Genomic DNA, 17,856 nt, shown 5'->3' with positions numbered 1-17,856 from the left:
AGCTTTAACTCAAGAAAACCGGTTGTTGGCATGAAGATTCGCGTCGCGCTTGTTTCCGCACTGCTGGCCGTCTCTGGCTGCACGACGCTGGGCAGCAGCCCTGGCCCCACGGTGGCGCCGCGGCCGGCCGCAACGCCGCCAAGTGAAGGCAAGATCGCGACGACGGTCATTTCCGCCATGGGCGGCGGCCTCGTCAGCGGATCGATCGGTACCGGCTTGAGCGGCCCCGAAAAACGCAAGGCGCTGGAGGCGGAATACAGGGCGCTCGAGTACACGGCGAGCAGCCAGAAGGTGACGTGGAAGAGCGATCGGTCGGCGCATTACGGTGAAGTCGTGCCCGCCCAGCCCTATCGTGTCGGCTCGCAGGACTGCCGACAATACACCCATACGGTGTTTACCGGCGCCGCCGGCGCCACCGCGCGCGGAACCGCTTGCCGCAACGCCGATGGCAGCTGGACGCCGCTGACGTAACGACCGGCCGGATAATGCATGTCGCGCAAAAGTGTGCAGCGGTTTTGCGATAACGACATGCATAAAAACAAGAATTCGCGCAAAAGCATGCCCTCGGGCCTGACTCGAGGGTGTGCAGCGATCTTGCGATGACGATATGCATGAAAACAACTATCTAAGGCGCGTCGCATGACGCCGGTCGAACGCGGCGCGCTTTAGGTCCGGTTGACATCAATCAAGGACATGCGACGCATCTGCCGTCAAAGCGTCGCAGGACGCCTGTGTTGGCAGGGCAGGGCTCTGCCGTTATTGGAAGAAGCATGCTGTTCTGGGTCATAGCCGCCATTCTCACGCTGGGTGCAAGCCTGGCGGTGCTGCTGCCGCTGGCCGGCGGCCCGAAGGGTGGTTCGCCAAGCAGCGATCATGACCTTGAAGTCTATCGCGACCAGTTGTCCGAGCTTGACCGCGACGTGGCGCGTGGCCTGATCCAGCCGGCCGAGGCCGAAGAGGCGCGTGCGGAGATCGCCCGCCGCATCCTTCGCCTCGACAATGCCGCCGACAAGGCAGCGGCGCGGCAGCCGTCGATGGCGACCAGGCTGGTCGCGACGGCTGCGGTCCTGGCGGTTCCGCTGGTCAGTTGGGGCTTGTACAGCCAACTCGGCTCGCCCGATCTGCCGTCGCAGCCGCTCAGCGAGCGACTGGCCAAGAATCCCGCCGACAGTTCGGTCGACGAACTGGTGGCACGCGCCGAGGCCCACCTTGCCGCCAACCCGTCCGATGGCAGGGGTTGGGACGTCCTGGCGCCAATCTATCTGCGCATGCAGCGGTTCTCCGACGCAGTGACGGCGTACCGCAACGCCATTCGCCTCGACGGCGACAGCGCAGCCCGCCAAGCCGGCCTCGGCGAGGCGATCGCCAGCGAAGCGGGCGGCATTGTCTCGGCCGATGCCCAGGCAGCCTTCGAGGCGGCGCTGAAGCTCGATCCGGCGACTCCGAAGGCCAGCTTTTATCTGGCGATGGGCATGGCGCAGGAAGGCCGCATCGAGGAGGCGACGGCCGGCTGGCAGAAAATGCTGGCGGCCTTGCCGCAGGACACGCCCTGGCGCGGCGCCGTCGCGCAGGCACTGGCCGAAACCGCCAGGCGCAGCGTCGCTTCGGGAGTGCCTGCAAAAGGCCCGAACGCCGGGGATGTCGACGCCGCCTCGTCGATGTCGCCGCAGGATAGGGAAGCGATGATCAACACCATGGTTGCGGGGCTTGACGAAAAACTGCGGCAAAACCCGCGCGATGTGGAAGGATGGATGCAGCTTATTCGTTCCTATGTCGTGCTGGGCAAGGCCGATCAGGCGCGCGACGCGCTCAATCGCGGTATCGCCGTTTTTGGCTCCGATAGTGACGAAGCGAAGAAATTCACCGCCTTTGCCGCCTCGCTTGGCCTGACGGCGACGGAGTAAGAAATGACGCGCAAGCAGAAAAGACTGTCGGTGATCGCCGCAGGGTTGGCCTTCCTCGGTGCCGCCACAGGCCTGACCTTCTACGCGCTCGGCCAGAAGGCCTCCTACTTCTACATGCCCGCCGATCTGACCACCGCCAGCCTGCAGCCCGGGCAGCGTATCAGGCTCGGCGGCCTCGTCGAAAAAGGCACAATCGAGCGCGGTCAGGGGACCACCGTCGCTTTTTCGGTGACCGACAACCAGAAGCAGGTCAAGGTCACCTACACCGGCATTCTTCCCGACCTTTTCCGCGAGGAGCAGGGCGTCATCACTGAAGGCATTTTTCGCCCGGACGGCGTCTTCGTCGCCGACAGCGTGCTGGCCAAGCACGACGAGAACTACATGCCCAAGGAGGTGGCCGACGGCCTCAAATCCAGGGGCGTGTGGCAGGAGAGCAAAAAGTGACTAAGCAGGTTCCGCAAAAGCCTGCCCTCGGGCTTGACCCGAGGGTTCCCACGATTTTGCGGCAAGACCCTGCGGCAAAGCAAAAACCTGGCGGGCTTGGCCACTATGGTTGAAACCGGACATTTCGCGCTGGTCCTGGCGTTCGCGCTGTCTTTGGTACAGGCGCTGGTGCCGCTGTTCGGTGCGCGTATCAACAGCCAGAAGATGATGGCCGTCGGCGGTCCGGTCGCGGTGACCGGCTTCGCCTTGACCGCTCTGTCCTTCGCGGCGCTGGCGACGGCCTATGCGACGTCGGACTTTTCGGTGGCCAACGTCTGGGACAACTCGCATTCGCTGCAGCCGCTGATCTACAAGATCACCGGCACCTGGGGCAATCACGAGGGCTCGATGCTGCTCTGGGTGCTGATCCTGAGCTTCTTCGGGGCGCTCGTCGCTGCTTTCGGCAGCAATCTTCCAGCGACCCTTCGAGCCAACGTGCTGGCCGTGCAAGGCGCGATCGGCGCCACCTTCTTGCTGTTCATCCTGGCGACGTCCAACCCGTTCGCCAGGCTCAATCCGGCGCCGATCGAGGGCCGCGATCTCAACCCGATCCTGCAGGATCTCGGCCTCGCCATCCATCCGCCGCTGCTCTATCTCGGCTATGTCGGCTTCTCGATCTGCTTTTCCTTCTCGGTCGCCGCCCTCATCGAAGGCCGCATCGACGCGTCCTGGGCGCGCTGGGTGCGGCCATGGACGCTGGTCGCCTGGATGTTCCTTACCGGCGGCATCGCCATGGGTTCCTACTGGGCCTATTACGAACTTGGCTGGGGCGGTTTCTGGTTCTGGGATCCGGTCGAGAACGCCTCGTTCATGCCTTGGCTGGCCGGCACCGCGCTGCTCCATTCGGCGATCGTCATGGAAAAGCGCTCGGCCCTGAAGATCTGGACGCTGTTGCTGGCGATCCTGACCTTCTCGCTGTCGCTGCTCGGCACCTTCCTGGTGCGCTCCGGCGTGCTCACCTCCGTCCACGCCTTCGCCACCGATCCGACGCGCGGCGTGTTCGTTCTCTGCATCCTGACACTGTTCATCGGCGGATCACTGGCGTTGTTCGCCTTTCGCGCCTCGAGGTTGACGGCCGGCGGCCTGTTTCATCCGATCTCGCGCGAAGGGGCGCTGGTCCTCAACAATCTGTTCCTGACCACGGCCACCGCCACCGTGCTGATCGGCACGCTCTATCCGCTGGTCGTCGAGGCCGTTTCGGCCGACAAGATTTCGGTCGGCGCGCCGTTCTTCAACCTGACGTTCGGCCCGCTGATGGTGCCGCTCCTGGTCGCGGTTCCGTTCGGGCCGCTGCTGGCCTGGAAGCGCGGCGACATTTTCGCCGTCGCCCAGCGGCTGATGGCGGCCTTCGCCGCCGCGCTTCTGGCCGTGCTGGTGACGGCCTTGTTCATCGACGGCGCGTCGGTGTTCGCAGCACTTGGCGTCGGCCTGGCCTTCTGGCTGATCTGCGGCGCGCTCACCGATATTGCCGTCAAGTCCGGCTTTGGCAGCGTCGCGCCCGGCATCATGCTCAGGCGCTTCGCCGGCCTGCCGCGTTCGGTCTTCGGCACCGCGCTCGCCCATCTCGGTCTTGGGCTGACGACGCTGGGCATCGTCGGCACGCTTTGCTTCGGAACCGAAAAGATACTGTCGATGCGTGCAGGCGAGACCGTGCAGCTGTCCGGCCACACACTGCGCTTCGAAGGGCTCTATCCGGCCCAGGGGCCTAACTACAGCGAGGATCGCGGCCGCTTCGCCCTGCTCGGCGCTGATGGAAGCACCACCGCCGTGATCACCTCGTCCAAGCGCTCCTATCCGGTCCGGCAGATGACGACGACCGAGTCCGGTATCAAGACGATCGGTTTCAGCCAGCTCTACCTCTCGCTTGGCGATGAGGCGACCGACGGCTCCGTCGTGGTGCGGCTGTGGTGGAAGCCGCTGGTGACGCTGATCTGGGGCGGCGCCCTTGTCATGATGGCAGGCGCTGCGATGTCGCTGATGGACCGGCGGCTGCGCGTCGGCGCACCGTCGCGCCGCCGCAAGTCGGCGGGCGCCGTGCCTTTCGCGAGCCTGCCATGACCGCAAGAAAAACTTCCCTGGCCTCCCTGATCCTGCTGCTGACGCTGTTGTTTGCCGGCGCCGCACTTGCGGTGAAGCCGGACGAGGTTCTGGCCGACCCGGCGCTCGAGGCGCGGGCGCGGACCCTTTCAGAAGAACTGCGCTGCATGGTTTGCCAGAACCAGTCGATCGACGAATCCGATGCCGAGCTTGCCCGCGACCTGCGCGTGCTGGTGCGCCAGCGCCTGGTCGCCGGCGATACCGACCGGCAGGTGATCGACTACATCGTTTCCCGCTATGGCGAGTTCGTGCTGTTGAAGCCGCGCTTCAGCCTGCGCAATGCGCTGTTGTGGGGCACGCCGGTCCTTCTGTTGCTTGCCGGCGGGATTTTCATCGTGCTGACCGCCCGGTCGCGCCGTTCGACGCCTGCGGCCATGCTCACCGCCGAGGAGAAGGCAACGTTGGACAAGATGCTGGGTAACTAATTCGGCCCGGCCGCCCCGTCGCCAAGACCGCGGCCGTGTCACGATGTCTCGAGACCAGGTGACGAACCGCTTCAAGCCTTGTCTGCGCGCCTGGCTTCCGACGCTTCGATGATGGGGTCGATTTCCGCCATGGCTTCTTCGTGCGGCACGACACGGCCAGCTGCCGCATCGGCCATGCCGCGTTTGATGCCTTCGATGATCTCAAGCTCGCGATCGACATAGGCCGATATCGCCTCGGCCGCGAGGAAGGATTTGCTGCGCCGCGTGTCGGCGGCGATCCGCTCCAGCTTCAGCTTGGTTTCGGACGAAACCCGAATCGTCATGGTGGCGCTTGCGGTCATGGTGAAAGCCTTGTGCTGAACTGTGTACAACATAGGGCCTCGGGCGGGCGCAACCAAAGGGTTGGTGCCTGCAAACATTACCAAAGTTTCATGCACTGGAAATGGCGCCGTAATGTGCGCGCCTCTATTTCTCTTGCCGAGGATGCCGACCGAAGCGCATCCCTTGAAAGAGGATACGAGACCCATGAATATTGCCCCCAATTCACATTCCCGCACCCGCAAACGCCTGATGGCTGCCGCCGCATCAGTGGCCATTGCCGGCGCGATCGGCTTCGGCGCGGTTGCCACCGGGACAGCCCCCGTCCTGGCCGAGGCCGTGCGTGTCGAGGCGCCTCAGGTCCCGAGCTTCGCCGACGTGGTCGAGCGCGTTTCGCCGGCGGTCGTCAGTGTCCGCGTCAAATCCAAGATAGAATCGACCGCTGACGACGGCTCCGACCTTCCCGACGCCTTCGGCAATCTCCCCGACGATCCGCAATTGCGCCGCTTCTTCAGGGAGTTCCGTGGCTTTGGCGATCAGGATGGCCGGGATGGAATGCGACGTTTCGGACGCGCTGACCGCCAGCCACGGCCGGTCGCTCAAGGGTCCGGCTTCTTCATCTCCGAGGATGGCTACCTCGTCACCAACAATCATGTCGTCGGAGAGGGCTCGTCCTTCACGGTGGTGATGCATGACGGCAAGGAACTCGACGCCAAGTTGGTCGGCACAGATCCGCGCACCGATCTCGCAGTGCTCAAGGTCGAAGGCGACGGCAAGTTCACCTATGTCGACTTCTCCGATGATTCAAAGGTTCGCGTCGGCGACTGGGTGGTGGCCGTCGGCAATCCGTTCGGCCTCGGCGGCACAGTCACTGCCGGCATTGTCTCGGCCCGTGGTCGCGACATCGGCGCCGGTCCTTATGATGATTTCATCCAGATCGATGCCTCGGTGAACCGCGGCAATTCGGGTGGCCCGACCTTCAACCTCAACGGCCAGGTCGTCGGCATCAACACCGCGATCTTCTCGCCGTCCGGCGGCAGCGTCGGCATTGCCTTCGACATTCCCGCCTCGACCGCCAAACAGGTCGTGCAGGATCTGATGAAGGACGGCACCGTCCAGCGCGGCTGGCTTGGCGTCGAGATCCAGCCGGTCACCTCCGAAATCGCCGAATCGCTCGGGCTGAAGTCCGATAAGGGCGCGCTCGTTTCCAGCGCCCAGAACGATGGTCCCGGCAAGGAGGCCGGCATATCGGCTGGTGACGTCATCACTCAGGTGGACGGCAAGGACGTCGCTTCGCCGAAGGAACTCGCCCGTCTGATCGGCGCCTACCCGCCCGGCAAGCCGGTCGACGTCACGCTGTGGCGTGACGGCAAGAGTGAAACGGTCAAGGTCGACCTCGGCACGCTGCCTTCGACTGACAAGCAGGCTTCGGCCGACCAGCAGCCTTCGGCTCCACCAAAGGCCGATACACTGGCCGATCTCGGTCTCACCGTCACCAGGTCCGACGATGGCAAAGGGCTTGTGGTGACCGATGTCGATCCCGACAGCGATGCTGCCGATCGCGGCATCCAGCCCGGCGACGTCATCACCTCGGTCAATTCGACGGAGGTCAACGGCACCGAGGATGTCGCCAAGGCCATGGCCGACGCGGTGAAGTCGGGCCGCAAGGCGGTGCTGATGCAGATCACCCGCGACGACAGCAACCGCTTCGTCGCGCTGCCTGTCGCCAAGGGCTGACGTTCCAGACTTTTCCGATGCGGCGGTTTCAAATACCCGGAGCCGTCGCATGGGAAAGCACGGGGCTTGAATACGTTAGTCAGTCATCGTGTTCCGCCCCAGCGGCAGCGGGCGCCCATCGCCCGCTGCCGCTCGAACCACAGAGCAGTCGCCCAAAGTGTGAAGCGGTTTTGGGATGACGACATGCTCAAACAACAAAGCATGTCGCCCAAATCCGAGGATGCGGCGGCTCGACGCCAATAACGTTGTAAAACAAAGACTTACTGCTCGTTCTTGAATCATTTTGTTCGCGATCCACCTTGAGGCCATGATGCCTATGCCGGCCACTCAATCTTCCAGCGAAATCGCGTATAACGGTCCCATGAAGATTCTCGTCATAGAAGACGATCGCGAAGCGGCCGATTACCTCCAGAAAGCCTTTACCGAGGCCGGACATACCGCCCATGTCGCCGGCGACGGCGAAACCGGCTTCGCGCTCGCTGACTCCGGCGACTATGACGTGATGGTCGTCGACCGCATGCTGCCGCGCCGCGACGGCCTGTCGGTCATCGCCGGTCTTAGATCCCGAGGCAAGACTACGCCGGTGCTGATCCTGTCGGCGCTCGGCGAAGTCGACGACCGGGTCACCGGCTTGCGCGCCGGCGGCGACGACTATCTGACCAAGCCCTATGCCTTTTCCGAGCTTCTGGCCCGAGTCGAGGTGCTGAACCGCCGCGCCAGCGCCAGGGAGGCCGAAACCGTCTACCGGGTCGGCGATCTCGAACTTGACAGGCTGTCGCATTCGGTGCGGCGCGCGGGCCGGGAGATTACGCTGCAGCCGCGCGAATTCCGCCTGCTGGAATATCTGATGCGCCATGCCGGCCAGGTGGTGACGCGCACCATGCTGCTGGAAAATGTCTGGGACTATCATTTCGATCCGCAGACCAACGTCATCGACGTTCACGTCTCGCGGCTTCGCGGCAAGATCGAGAAGGGCTTCGACAAGCCCATCCTGCACACGGTTCGTGGCGCCGGCTATATGCTCAAGAGCGGTTAGCATGGCCCTTTCAATGCCGGCCATCATGAAGACGACGGCAGCGCGGCTTTCGGCGCTCTATCTCCTGCTGTTCGCCATCTGTGCGGTGCTGCTCGTCTTCTACATGACCTCGCTGTCGGCGCGCATGCTGACCGGCCAGACGCAGGAGACCATCAACGACGAGGTGCTCGGCCTCGCCCGGGTCTATCAGCGCGGCGGCTTGCCGCTGCTGGTCCGGGTGGTCGAGCAGCGCTCCCGCCAACCCGGCGCCAATCTCTATTTGATCGCCGATGCCAACGGCCAGATCCTGACCGGCAACGTGCAGAGCCTGGAACCCGGCGTTCTCGTGGCCGAGGGCTGGACGACGGAGCCGTTTTCCTACCGGCGCTTTGGCGAGGGCGAACTCGAGCGGCAACGCAACCCGATCGCCGACCCGAATGAACCCAGCCAGAGCGAAGTCCAGGTCGAAGGCGAGAAGGGCCACAACGCCATTGCCTTGGTGCTGCGCCTGCCGAACCAGATGATCATGCTGGTCGGCCGCGATCTCGGCGAGCCTGAGCGGTTCCGCGCCGTCATCCGCCGCGCCTTGACGTTGGCCCTCGGCATGATGGCGCTTGGCGGAATTTTGATCTGGTTCTTCGTCGGCCGCGCGGCGCTGAAGCGCATCGACTCGGTGTCGCAGGCCAGTCGCCGCATCATGGGCGGCGACCTTTCCGGCCGGCTGCCGGTCACCGGCGCCGGCGACGAGTTCGATCGGCTCTCCGAAAATCTCAATTCCATGCTGGCCAGGATCGCCACGCTGAATGAAGGGCTGAAGCAGGTCTCCGACAACATCGCCCACGATCTGAAGACACCGCTGACCAGGCTGCGCAACCGCGCCGAGGCGACGCTCTCCGGCAAGCACAAATCCGCCGCCTACCGGCAGGCGCTGGAAGCGACCATCGCCGAGTCCGACCATCTGATAAAGACCTTCAACGCCATCCTGATGATCTCAAGGCTGGAGGCGGGCTATTCCTCAGAAAGCACCAGCCAGGTCGATCTGGCTGCTTCCGTGCGCGATGTCGTCGAGCTCTACGAGCCGGTGGCGGAGGAGGCGGGAGTGACACTCGAGACCTCTGTGCAGGACGGCTTCGCCGTTGAAGGCAATCGCGAGCTGATCGGCCAGGCGCTATCGAACATCGTCGACAACGCGATCAAATATTCGACCGACTCGACAGCCAAGCCGACCGTTCGCGTGGCGCTCGATCGCGTCGGCAGCGAAATCAGACTTTCCGTCACCGACAACGGCCAGGGCATTCCCGACGATGCCGATCGCGCCAGGGCGACCGAGCGTTTCGTGCGGCTGGAGAAGAGCCGCTCGCAGCCGGGTTCCGGTCTCGGCCTCAGCCTCGCCAAGGCGATCATGACATTCCACAAAGGGCGGCTTGATCTCCTGCCCGCCAATCCTGGATTATCCGTCGTCATGAGTTTTCCCGAACGGGAGGATCGCTGATGGCGGTGAAGGCGGCTGCGGAACACACCAACTGGCTTCTGAAGCCGGCAGCAAGGCTCGTGCCTCTGGATCGGAACCGAGCCCGGCGGGAATTGTCGGAGATCGCTTCCGCAGCGCAGGAAGAGGGGCTTGCCGGGCTGGCGAAAATCCTGGCCGGCGAGGGCGCCGTCCAGGAGTTTCTCGCGGCAGTCTTCGACCTGTCGCCGTTCCTGCGCGACACGGTGCGCCGCCGCCCGCAGATCCTGGATGCGCTTTTCGATGAGACCGTCGAGGCGCGGCTGGCGTCGATCGGCGCCGCCATCGGCAAGGCCGCGCGGGCGGAAGCCATCTCTGAGAACGGTCTGATGATGGAGCTGCGGCAATGGAAAGCGGAAGCGCATGTTCTGATCGCGCTGGCCGATCTTGCAGGCGAGGCCGAAACTGCAATCACAGTACGGCGGCTGAGCGATCTTGCCGACGCCTGCACCCGCGCTGCCGTCGACTTCCTGCTTCGCGACGCGCACCGACAAGGCAAGCTCAAACTGCCGGATCTCGAGGATCCGGCGCGCCGGTCGGGCTGGATCCTGCTCGGCATGGGCAAGCTTGGCGCGCATGAGCTGAACTTCTCCTCCGACATCGACCTTGTCGTTTTCTTCGACCCGCAAGCGCCAGCAGTCCTCGATCCGCTCGATGCGACGGAGCTGTTTTCGCGCCTGACCCGCCGGCTGGTCCGCATGCTCCAGGACCGCACCGAACACGGCTATGTTTTCCGCACCGACCTCAGGCTTCGTCCCGACCCCGGTTCGACGCCGCTGGCGATCCCGGTCGAGGCGGCGCTGCGCTACTACGAGGCGCGGGGCCAGAACTGGGAGAGGGCCGCGATGATCAAGGCGCGTCCGGTGGCCGGCGATGTCGCCGCCGGCACTGCGTTCCTGAAGGAGCTCCAGCCCTACATCTGGCGCAAATACATGGACTATGCGGCGATCGCCGACGTCCATTCGATCAAGCGCCAGATCCATGCCCACAAGGGTCTTGGCGAGATCGCGGTGAAGGGCCACAACGTCAAGCTCGGCCGCGGCGGCATCCGCGAGATCGAGTTCTTCGTCCAGACCCAGCAGCTCATCGCCGGCGGCCGCTTTCCCGAACTGCGCGGCCGCGAGACGGTGCCGATGCTTGGCCAGCTTGCGGCACGCGGCTGGATCACTGCCGATGCGCGCGATACGCTCACAAGGCAGTACTGGCTCCTGCGCCGCGTCGAGCACGCCGTTCAGATGGTCGCCGACGAGCAGATCCACATACTGCCGGACGATGACGAAGGGCTCGAACGCATTGCCCGCCTGCTCGGTTTTGCCGATGCGGCGACCTTTGCCGAGGCGTTCCGCGCCGCACTCCATCAGGTCGAACGCCACTACGCAGCGCTTTTCGAGACCGCGCCCGAGCTTTCGGCGGGCATCGGCAATCTGGTCTTTACCGGCGATGTCGACGACCCCGATACGTTGCGGACCCTGCAGAGATTGGGATTCCAGCGGGCGAGCGACATCTGCCGCGTCATCCGCGGCTGGCATTTCGGCCGCTATCGCGTCACCCAGTCAGCCGAGGCGCGCGAGCGGTTGACCGAACTGACGCCGGCGCTGCTGCAATCCTTCGGCCAGACGCGCCGCGCGGACGAGGCGTTGATACGCTTCGACGAATTCCTTGCCGGTCTGCCCGCCGGCATTCAGCTGTTCTCGCTGCTCCACTCCAATCCGGCTCTGCTGAAGCTGCTGGCGACCATCATGGGCGCGGCGCCCCGGCTGGCCGCCATCATCACACGCCGGCCGCACGTGTTTGACGGCCTGCTTGATCCGGCGCTTTTGACCGAACTGCCGGACCGCGCCTATCTGTCCGGCCGTCTCGCCGCGTTCCTCGAAGGCGACAGGGCCTATGAGGACGTGCTCGACCGCTTGCGCATCTTTGCGTCCGAGCAAAAATTCCTGATCGGCGTCAGGCTGCTTGCCGGCTCGATCGATCCGGCGCGCGCCGGCCGTGCCTTTTCCGATCTGGCCGATCTCACCATCGACGCGGCGCTGCAGGCGGTCATCGCCGAGTTCGCGCTACGCCACGGTCGCATCGCCGGCGGCACGGTTGCGCTGCTCGGCATGGGCAAGCTCGGCAGCCGCGAATTGACGGCCGGCTCAGACGTCGACCTCATCCTGCTTTATGATCACGACGCCGATGCCGAAGAATCCGATGGCGACAAGCCGCTCGCCCCGTCGCACTATTACGCCAGGATGACGCAGCGGCTGATCGCTGCGGTGTCCGCGCCGACCGCCGAGGGCGTTCTCTACGAACTCGACCTTCGCTTGCGGCCGTCCGGCAACAAGGGGCCGGTGGCGACCCATGTCGATGCCTTCAAGAAGTACCAGCGTAAGGACGCCTGGACCTGGGAGCATATGGCGCTGTCAAGGGCCCGCGCGATCGGCGGCGATCAAGCGCTGTGCGCCGAGGTCGAGACCGAAGTGGCACAGGTACTTGCCCTGTCGCGCGACAGCGCAAAGGTGATGGCCGAGGCGGCCGAGATGCGCGCGATGATCGAGAAGGAAAAACCGCCGCGCGATCTCTGGGACATCAAGCTGATCCCGGGTGGTCTCATCGATCTTGAATTCATCGCGCAGGTGGCGGTGATCACGGGAAAGGTCGAAGCCGGCCGCCGGGTCACCGGGACGGCGGACGTGCTGTCGAGGCTGGCGCCGGATTTCGCCGAGGCGCAGATCAGGCAGGAGCTTTGCGATGCCTATGCGCTCTATCTGGCGCTGACCCAGATGACGCGGCTCTGCCTCACCGGCGTATTCGAACGCGACGACGTTCCGCCGGGGCTTTCGGATCTGCTATTGGCGGTCACCGACCTGCCGGATTTCGGCGTGCTGGAAGCGCACCTCAAGGAGACGTCGCAAAATGTCAGGAAGGATTTTGGCTTTTTGCTTCGTGTGAATGAGTAGTGAGTAGTGAATGGTGAATGGAATTAGATATTCACTACTGACTATTTCACTATTCACTAGTCAGGCGGCGGCCCTGACCGGCTGCGTCGGCTTCCTGGTCGGAATGCGCACCGACACGATCGTGCCGGTGCCTTCGGTGGAGCGGATTTTCAAGGCGCCGCCCTGAAGCTCGGCCAACGAGCGTGAGATGGCAAGGCCAAGGCCGGAACCGGCATGGCTCTTGGAAAACTGGTTCTGCACCTGCTCGAACGGCCGCCCGAGCTTGCTCAGCGCCTCCTTCGGGATGCCGCAGCCATTGTCTTCGATCGTCAGCACCAGAGCGCTGGAGGTGTTGCGGGCCCTTACCGCAATGCGACCGCCCTGGCCGGTGAACTTCACCGCATTCGACAGCAGGTTGATGATGATCTGCTTGATCGCCCGGCGGTCGGCGAACAGCGTCAGCGAATCGGGGATGCGTGTTTCGACGGTGATCGACTTTTCCGCCGCCTGCAGCGAGATGACGCGCACCGTTTCCCGCATCAGCGGGCAGAGGTCGATTTCCTCCTGATCCATCGAGAACTGGCCGGCCTCGATCTTCGACATGTCGAGGATGTCGTTGATGACGCCCAGAAGATATTTGCCGCTGCCGTTGATGTCGGTGGCGTATTCCTCGTAGCGCGGCGAACCCAGGGGCCCGAACAGCGCCTGTTCCATCAGTTCGGAGAAGCCGATGATCGCGTTGAGCGGCGTGCGCAATTCATGCGACATGTTGGCCAGGAACTCGGATTTGGCCCGGTTCGCGGCCTCGGCGCGCTCGGTTTCCTTCATGTATTTGTGATTGAGCTCGACCAGTTCGCGCGACCGCTCTTCCTCTGCCCGGCGGGCAAGGCTGAGATCGTGGATCGTCGCCATCAGTCGGCGCTCGCTGTCGACCAGCTTCTCCTGGTGCAGCTTGATCTGGGTGATGTCGGAGCCGACCGAGACGGTGCCGCCGTCCCTGGTCCGCAATTCGTTCACCTGCAGCCAGCGGCCATCGGCAAGCTGCCGCTCGAAGGTCACGCCGCCTTGCTGCCCGTTGGTGTTGGCAAGCCGGCGCTCCGAGGCGAAGGCAAGCATGCGGTCTTCGAGAACGGCGCGCGAGGCGCCCGGCATCACGTCGCGATCCGACAGGCCGTTGTCCTGCTGGTACTTGGAATTGCACATGATCAGGCGCTGGGCCGAATCCCAGAGCACGAAGGATTCGTTGATGTTTTCGATGGCCGTTCGCAGGCGAAGATCCGCGGCCTCGGAGCGCAGCGCCAAATGCCGCTGCTCGGTGACGTCGACGGCGATGCCGATCAACTGGATCTCCGGCGCTTCCGGGTCGATCACCTGCGCTCTTGCGCGCATCCACACCCATTGTCCGTCGGCGTGGCGCATCCGGAACACTTGGTCGATGTGGTCGATCTCACGTGCGACGATCCTGTTGGCGAGTTGGAATAGGTCGCCGTCCTCGGGATGGATGATCCCGTCGACCTCGCCGAACGACAGCATCGTGTCGCAGGGCTCATAGCCCAGCATGTCGTACATCGAACGCGACCAGTACATCTTGCCGCGCACCATGTCCCAGTCCCACAGGCCGCAGCGGCCGCGCACCAGCGCCATGTCGATGCGCTGGTGCGCTTCGAGATAGATGCGGTCGGCGGTCTGGGCGCGCGCCGCCTGGCCGAAATAGGCATAGAGGACGATGATCAGCACGCCGGCCGTCAGCACGAACAGCGTGACGTTGAGCGAAACGGTCTTGCGCCACGTGTCGAAGACCGCATCCTGCGGAACGAGCGCTGCGGCAGCACCATTCCTGCCATTTGCCAGGCTCACCGCGGCATACCAGTCCTGGCCGCCGATGCTGACCTCCATCACCCCGGCGCGGTCACCGAACATGAACAGCGGTTGACCGCCCTGGGCGATGGCGTCAAGCGACCGCCCTTCCCAGCCCGTCGATTGCGGTGTCACGGCAACGATCTTGAACGCGCTGTCGGTGACCGCAAGCACGTGGCTTCGGCCCATGGCGCCCTGACGGCTGATGCCCTCCAACAAGTCCTGCGTCGCGCCAGGCGTCGAGGCCATGTTCGCATCGACGCTGATCGAACTGGCCAGTTGGCCCGCCGCGAGCGAGAGGATCGCCTTGGCGTCGCGTTCCACGTCGTCGCGCTCGTGCATCAGCGACAGGAACCGCAGTGCCGCGATGACAATCAGGAAAATGATGATGAGGGCCGGTATCGATCGGCGCAGCAATGGCTCGGCTGCCAGAAGCCGTCGGTAGGCGGGTTCGGCGATCAGCCGCGCATTGCCGGCGAGACCGTCGCTTCCCGCCTCACGCTGCTCAAAACCCGTCCCTCCGGGCGCGCCCCACGCGTCCGCCTTCGCCATAAATGGCTCTCCCCGATCTTAAATCTGCTTGACGATCCGGCGACGCCGCACTTCCGAATCTTCAGCTAAAGAATCAAAGGTGATTCGGCTTGTCCATAGGCGCAGCGAAAAAAGATTAAAAATCGACTAAAATAATGGCTTTTCCGCCCGATGGTGCCGGGCGGCAACCTTCTAAGGTGTGTTGAGATTCAGGTCAGGCCGTGCCGAGAACGGTGGATTCCGAGAACCGGAGCGGAGCGTACTTTTTGGTACGTGAGCACCGGAAACGCAGGAAGCCGCCGTTCGCAGGCCGGCATCACCTGAATATCAACATACCTTACGCCAGCGTGCGCTCAATGATGTCGCGCAAATCGGCCGACAGGTTCTCGGTATTGGCAATCGAAAGCAGCGCTTCCCTTGCCTTGCCCTGCCGGGCAGGTTCCAGCGAGCGCCATGATCTGAGTGCCGTCGCCAGCCTGGCGGCCAATTGCGGGTTGCGCTTTTCGACCTGCAGGACCGTTTCGACGAAAAACCGGTAGCCTTCGCCGTCGGCGCGATGGAAGCCGGTCTGGTTGGCGCTGGAAAACGTGCCGACGAGCGAGCGCACCCGGTTCGGGTTGGCCATCGAGAAGGCCGGGTGGCCGGTCAGGGCGCGCACTGCATGAATGGTTTGCGGGCCCGGCACGCTGGCCTGGATATGGAACCATTTGTCCATCACCAGCGGATCGGTCGCATATTTCGCTTCGAACTCCGCCAGCGCCTTGACCGTCTCGGGCGAACCGTTATGGCGCAGCGCAAGCACGCTCAATGCGGCGGCCCGGTCGGTCATGTTGGTAGCGGACTGGAAATGCCGGGCCGCAAGCGTCGCACCTCCATGCAGCAGCGAAAGATAGTCGAGCAAGATGTTGCGCAGCGCCCGGCGACCGGCGCTTGCCGCATCAGGACTGAAAGCGTCCTTGTCGGTCAGTCGATCGTAGAGGTCGGAGAATATCTCGCGATTCGCCTCGGCGATCGCGACCGTCAGCGCCTCGCGGGCCGAGAAAATGGCATCGGGGTCGATGTTCTTGCCGATGTCACGGGCGATATCGGCTTCGCTCGGAAGCGCCAGAGCCAGCGCCCGATAGGCCGGTTCGAGTGTCTCGTCGCCGGCTATTTTGCCGGCAAGCTCGATCAACCGCGATGCGAAACCGGGCTGCTTGCCGTCAAGGACCTGGCGGAAGGTGGATATCAGAGCCTCGGTCAAAAGCGTGTTGAACGCCTGCCAGCGCGAGAAGGTATCGTTGTCATGGCCAGCAAGGAAGAACTGATCGTCGGCCCTCTGTTCGACGGAAAGCGTCACCGGCGCCGAGAAGCCGCGGTTGAGCGACATCGCCGGGCGCTCAGTGACGCCCGAGAAGCGCACCATGTGCCGGCGCTTGCGGATATGGATGACGCCGTCCTCGACGCTGGCGCCCTCGACGCCGCCATATTCTATCGCTTTGCCGTCGGTGCCGACCAGGCTGAAGGCCAGCGGAATATGCATCAGCCGTTTGCGGCTTTCGGACGGCGTTGGCGGCACCGACTGTTCGATCTCGAGCGTGAATTCCTGGGCCGCCGCATTGTGCGTCGAACTGATGGTCAGATTGGGCGTGCCGGCCTGATGGTACCACAGCGAAAATTGCGCGAGGTCGCGCCCGGACACATCCTCGAACACCTTGATGAAGTCCTCGATGGTTGCAGCCTCGCCGTCATGGCGCTCGAAATAGAGATCCATGCCGGCCCGGAACGTCTCGGCGCCGAGAATCGTGCGGATCATGCGCACCACTTCCGAGCCCTTTTCGTAGACTGTCGCCGTGTAGAAATTATTGATCTCGCGGTAGCGGCGCGGTCGCACCGGATGCGCCAGCGGTCCCTGGTCTTCGGGAAACTGATGTGCCTTGAGCGTGCGCACTTCGGCGATGCGTTTCACCGCTCGCGAGCGTTGGTCGGCGGAGAATTCGTGATCACGGAAAACCGTCAGCCCTTCCTTCAGGCAAAGCTGGAACCAGTCGCGGCAAGTGATTCTGTTGCCGGTCCAATTGTGGAAATACTCATGCGCGATGATCGCCTCGATATTCGCGAAATCGGCGTCCGTTGCGGTCTCCTGGTCGGCCAGCACATACTTGTCGTTGAAGATGTTGAGGCCCTTGTTCTCCATCGCGCCCATGTTGAAGTCTGACACGGCGACGATGTTGAAGACGTCGAGGTCGTATTCGCGGCCGAACGCTTCCTCGTCCCATTTCATCGACCGTTTCAGGGCGTCCATGGCGTAGCCGGCGAGCCGCTCCTTGCCCGGCTCGACAAAGATGCCGAGCTCGACCTGGCGGCCGGACAATGTGACGAAGCTGTCCGCGACCTTGCCGAGAGCCCCCGCCACAAGGGCGAACAGATAGGACGGCTTGGGGAAGGGGTCGTGCCAGACTGCATAGTGCCAGCCGTCGGCAAGTTCGCCGCTGCCAGCCGGGTTGCCGTTGGAAAGAAGCAGTGGCGCCTCGTGGTGCGGCGCCTCGATGCGCACCGTATAGACCGACAGGATATCCGGACGATCGAGAAAATAGGTGATGCGCCGAAAGCCCTCGGCCTCGCATTGCGTGCAATAGACGTTGCTCGAGCGATAGAGGCCCATCAGGGTTTCGTTGTGCGCCGGCGCCAGCTCGGTTTCGATCAGCAGTTGGAAGCGGGCTGCTGCGGGCGGCGTGGTGATCTTCAACTGATCGGGCGTGGCGAAAAAATCGGTGGGCGCGAGTGTCTGGCCGTCGATTGCGATGCGGCCGAGCGTCAGGCCATCGCCGTCCAGCACCAGCGGCACTGACGCCGCGACGCCGTCGCGGCGCTCGACCGTCAGCACCGCGATGACGCGCGTGGCTTCTGGCGACAGGCGGAAAGTCAGGCCGGTTTCCGGAATGAGATAGTCGGTGGGGCGATAGTCTTCGAGCTTGAAGACCTGGCCGGTGTCCGTGCGCATTCCGTTGGTTTTCCTGTCGATTTCCGCAGCGGCAGGTGGATCCGCTGGTCGAAGAAATGTGAAGCACGCGCTCTTTAC

General features: G+C 63.8%; 12 protein-coding genes. 9 read left to right on the top strand and 3 right to left on the bottom strand.

Going from position 1 to position 17,856, the window contains the following annotated elements:
• Positions 1–30 precede the first annotated feature (30 nt).
• The 5 genes from AC0L15_RS06735 (at position 31) to AC0L15_RS06715 (ending at position 4,909) form a co-directional block, all read left to right on the top strand.
• Complete coding sequence (locus tag AC0L15_RS06735) at positions 31–471, top strand: hypothetical protein (RefSeq protein WP_128184600.1); 441 nt, start codon at positions 31–33, stop codon at positions 469–471.
• Positions 472–770: 299 nt separating this feature from the next.
• On the top strand, positions 771–1,904 hold the full coding sequence (gene ccmI, locus AC0L15_RS06730; RefSeq protein WP_473496040.1) for a c-type cytochrome biogenesis protein CcmI: 1,134 nt from the start codon (positions 771–773) through the stop codon (positions 1,902–1,904).
• A gap of 3 nt (positions 1,905–1,907) precedes the next feature.
• Positions 1,908–2,348 (top strand): cytochrome c maturation protein CcmE, encoded by a 441-nt coding sequence (ccmE, locus tag AC0L15_RS06725; protein ID WP_287244275.1) that lies wholly within the window; start codon positions 1,908–1,910, stop codon positions 2,346–2,348.
• Positions 2,349–2,453: 105 nt separating this feature from the next.
• Positions 2,454–4,445, top strand: a complete 1,992-nt coding sequence (locus tag AC0L15_RS06720) for a heme lyase CcmF/NrfE family subunit (protein WP_473496039.1) — start codon at positions 2,454–2,456, stop codon at positions 4,443–4,445.
• Entirely contained in the window at positions 4,442–4,909 is a 468-nt protein-coding gene (locus tag AC0L15_RS06715; protein ID WP_287228812.1) for a cytochrome c-type biogenesis protein, read from the top strand. Before AC0L15_RS06720 ends, AC0L15_RS06715 begins: the two co-directional genes overlap by 4 nt.
• Before the next feature lie 71 nt (positions 4,910–4,980).
• On the opposite strand, the gene AC0L15_RS06710 is transcribed toward AC0L15_RS06715, so the two are convergent.
• The gene (locus tag AC0L15_RS06710) at positions 4,981–5,250 is read right to left on the bottom strand and encodes a CopG family ribbon-helix-helix protein (RefSeq protein ID WP_287244271.1); all 270 of its coding nucleotides are present in this window, start codon (positions 5,248–5,250) and stop codon (positions 4,981–4,983) included.
• A gap of 184 nt (positions 5,251–5,434) precedes the next feature.
• Between AC0L15_RS06710 and AC0L15_RS06705 the strand changes: the two genes are divergently transcribed.
• From AC0L15_RS06705 to AC0L15_RS06690, 4 genes are all read left to right on the top strand, one after another.
• Complete coding sequence (locus AC0L15_RS06705; protein ID WP_473496038.1) at positions 5,435–6,964, top strand: Do family serine endopeptidase; 1,530 nt, start codon at positions 5,435–5,437, stop codon at positions 6,962–6,964.
• Positions 6,965–7,325: 361 nt separating this feature from the next.
• Positions 7,326–8,000, top strand: a complete 675-nt coding sequence (locus AC0L15_RS06700) for a response regulator transcription factor (protein WP_287064265.1) — start codon at positions 7,326–7,328, stop codon at positions 7,998–8,000.
• Position 8,001: 1 nt separating this feature from the next.
• Entirely contained in the window at positions 8,002–9,471 is a 1,470-nt protein-coding gene (locus AC0L15_RS06695; protein ID WP_473496037.1) for a sensor histidine kinase, read from the top strand.
• Positions 9,471–12,428: a bifunctional [glutamine synthetase] adenylyltransferase/[glutamine synthetase]-adenylyl-L-tyrosine phosphorylase gene (locus AC0L15_RS06690; RefSeq protein WP_287244262.1), complete on the top strand. Its 2,958-nt coding sequence runs from the start codon at positions 9,471–9,473 to the stop codon at positions 12,426–12,428. Before AC0L15_RS06695 ends, AC0L15_RS06690 begins: the two co-directional genes overlap by 1 nt.
• 60 nt (positions 12,429–12,488) lie before the next feature.
• Here the strand turns inward: AC0L15_RS06690 and AC0L15_RS06685 are convergent, their stop codons facing one another.
• Together AC0L15_RS06685 and pepN are read right to left on the bottom strand one after the other, a co-directional pair.
• Positions 12,489–14,816 (bottom strand): PAS domain-containing sensor histidine kinase, encoded by a 2,328-nt coding sequence (locus tag AC0L15_RS06685; protein ID WP_287052499.1) that lies wholly within the window; start codon positions 14,814–14,816, stop codon positions 12,489–12,491.
• Positions 14,817–15,132: 316 nt separating this feature from the next.
• Positions 15,133–17,778 (bottom strand): aminopeptidase N, encoded by a 2,646-nt coding sequence (pepN, locus tag AC0L15_RS06680; RefSeq protein ID WP_287244259.1) that lies wholly within the window; start codon positions 17,776–17,778, stop codon positions 15,133–15,135.
• Positions 17,779–17,856: the final 78 nt, after the last annotated feature.

It is taken from the genome of Mesorhizobium sp. WSM4846 (genome assembly GCF_055811415.1).
The sequence above is the reverse complement of the archived record's forward strand: the minus strand, read 5'-3'. Positions and strand labels throughout refer to the sequence as shown.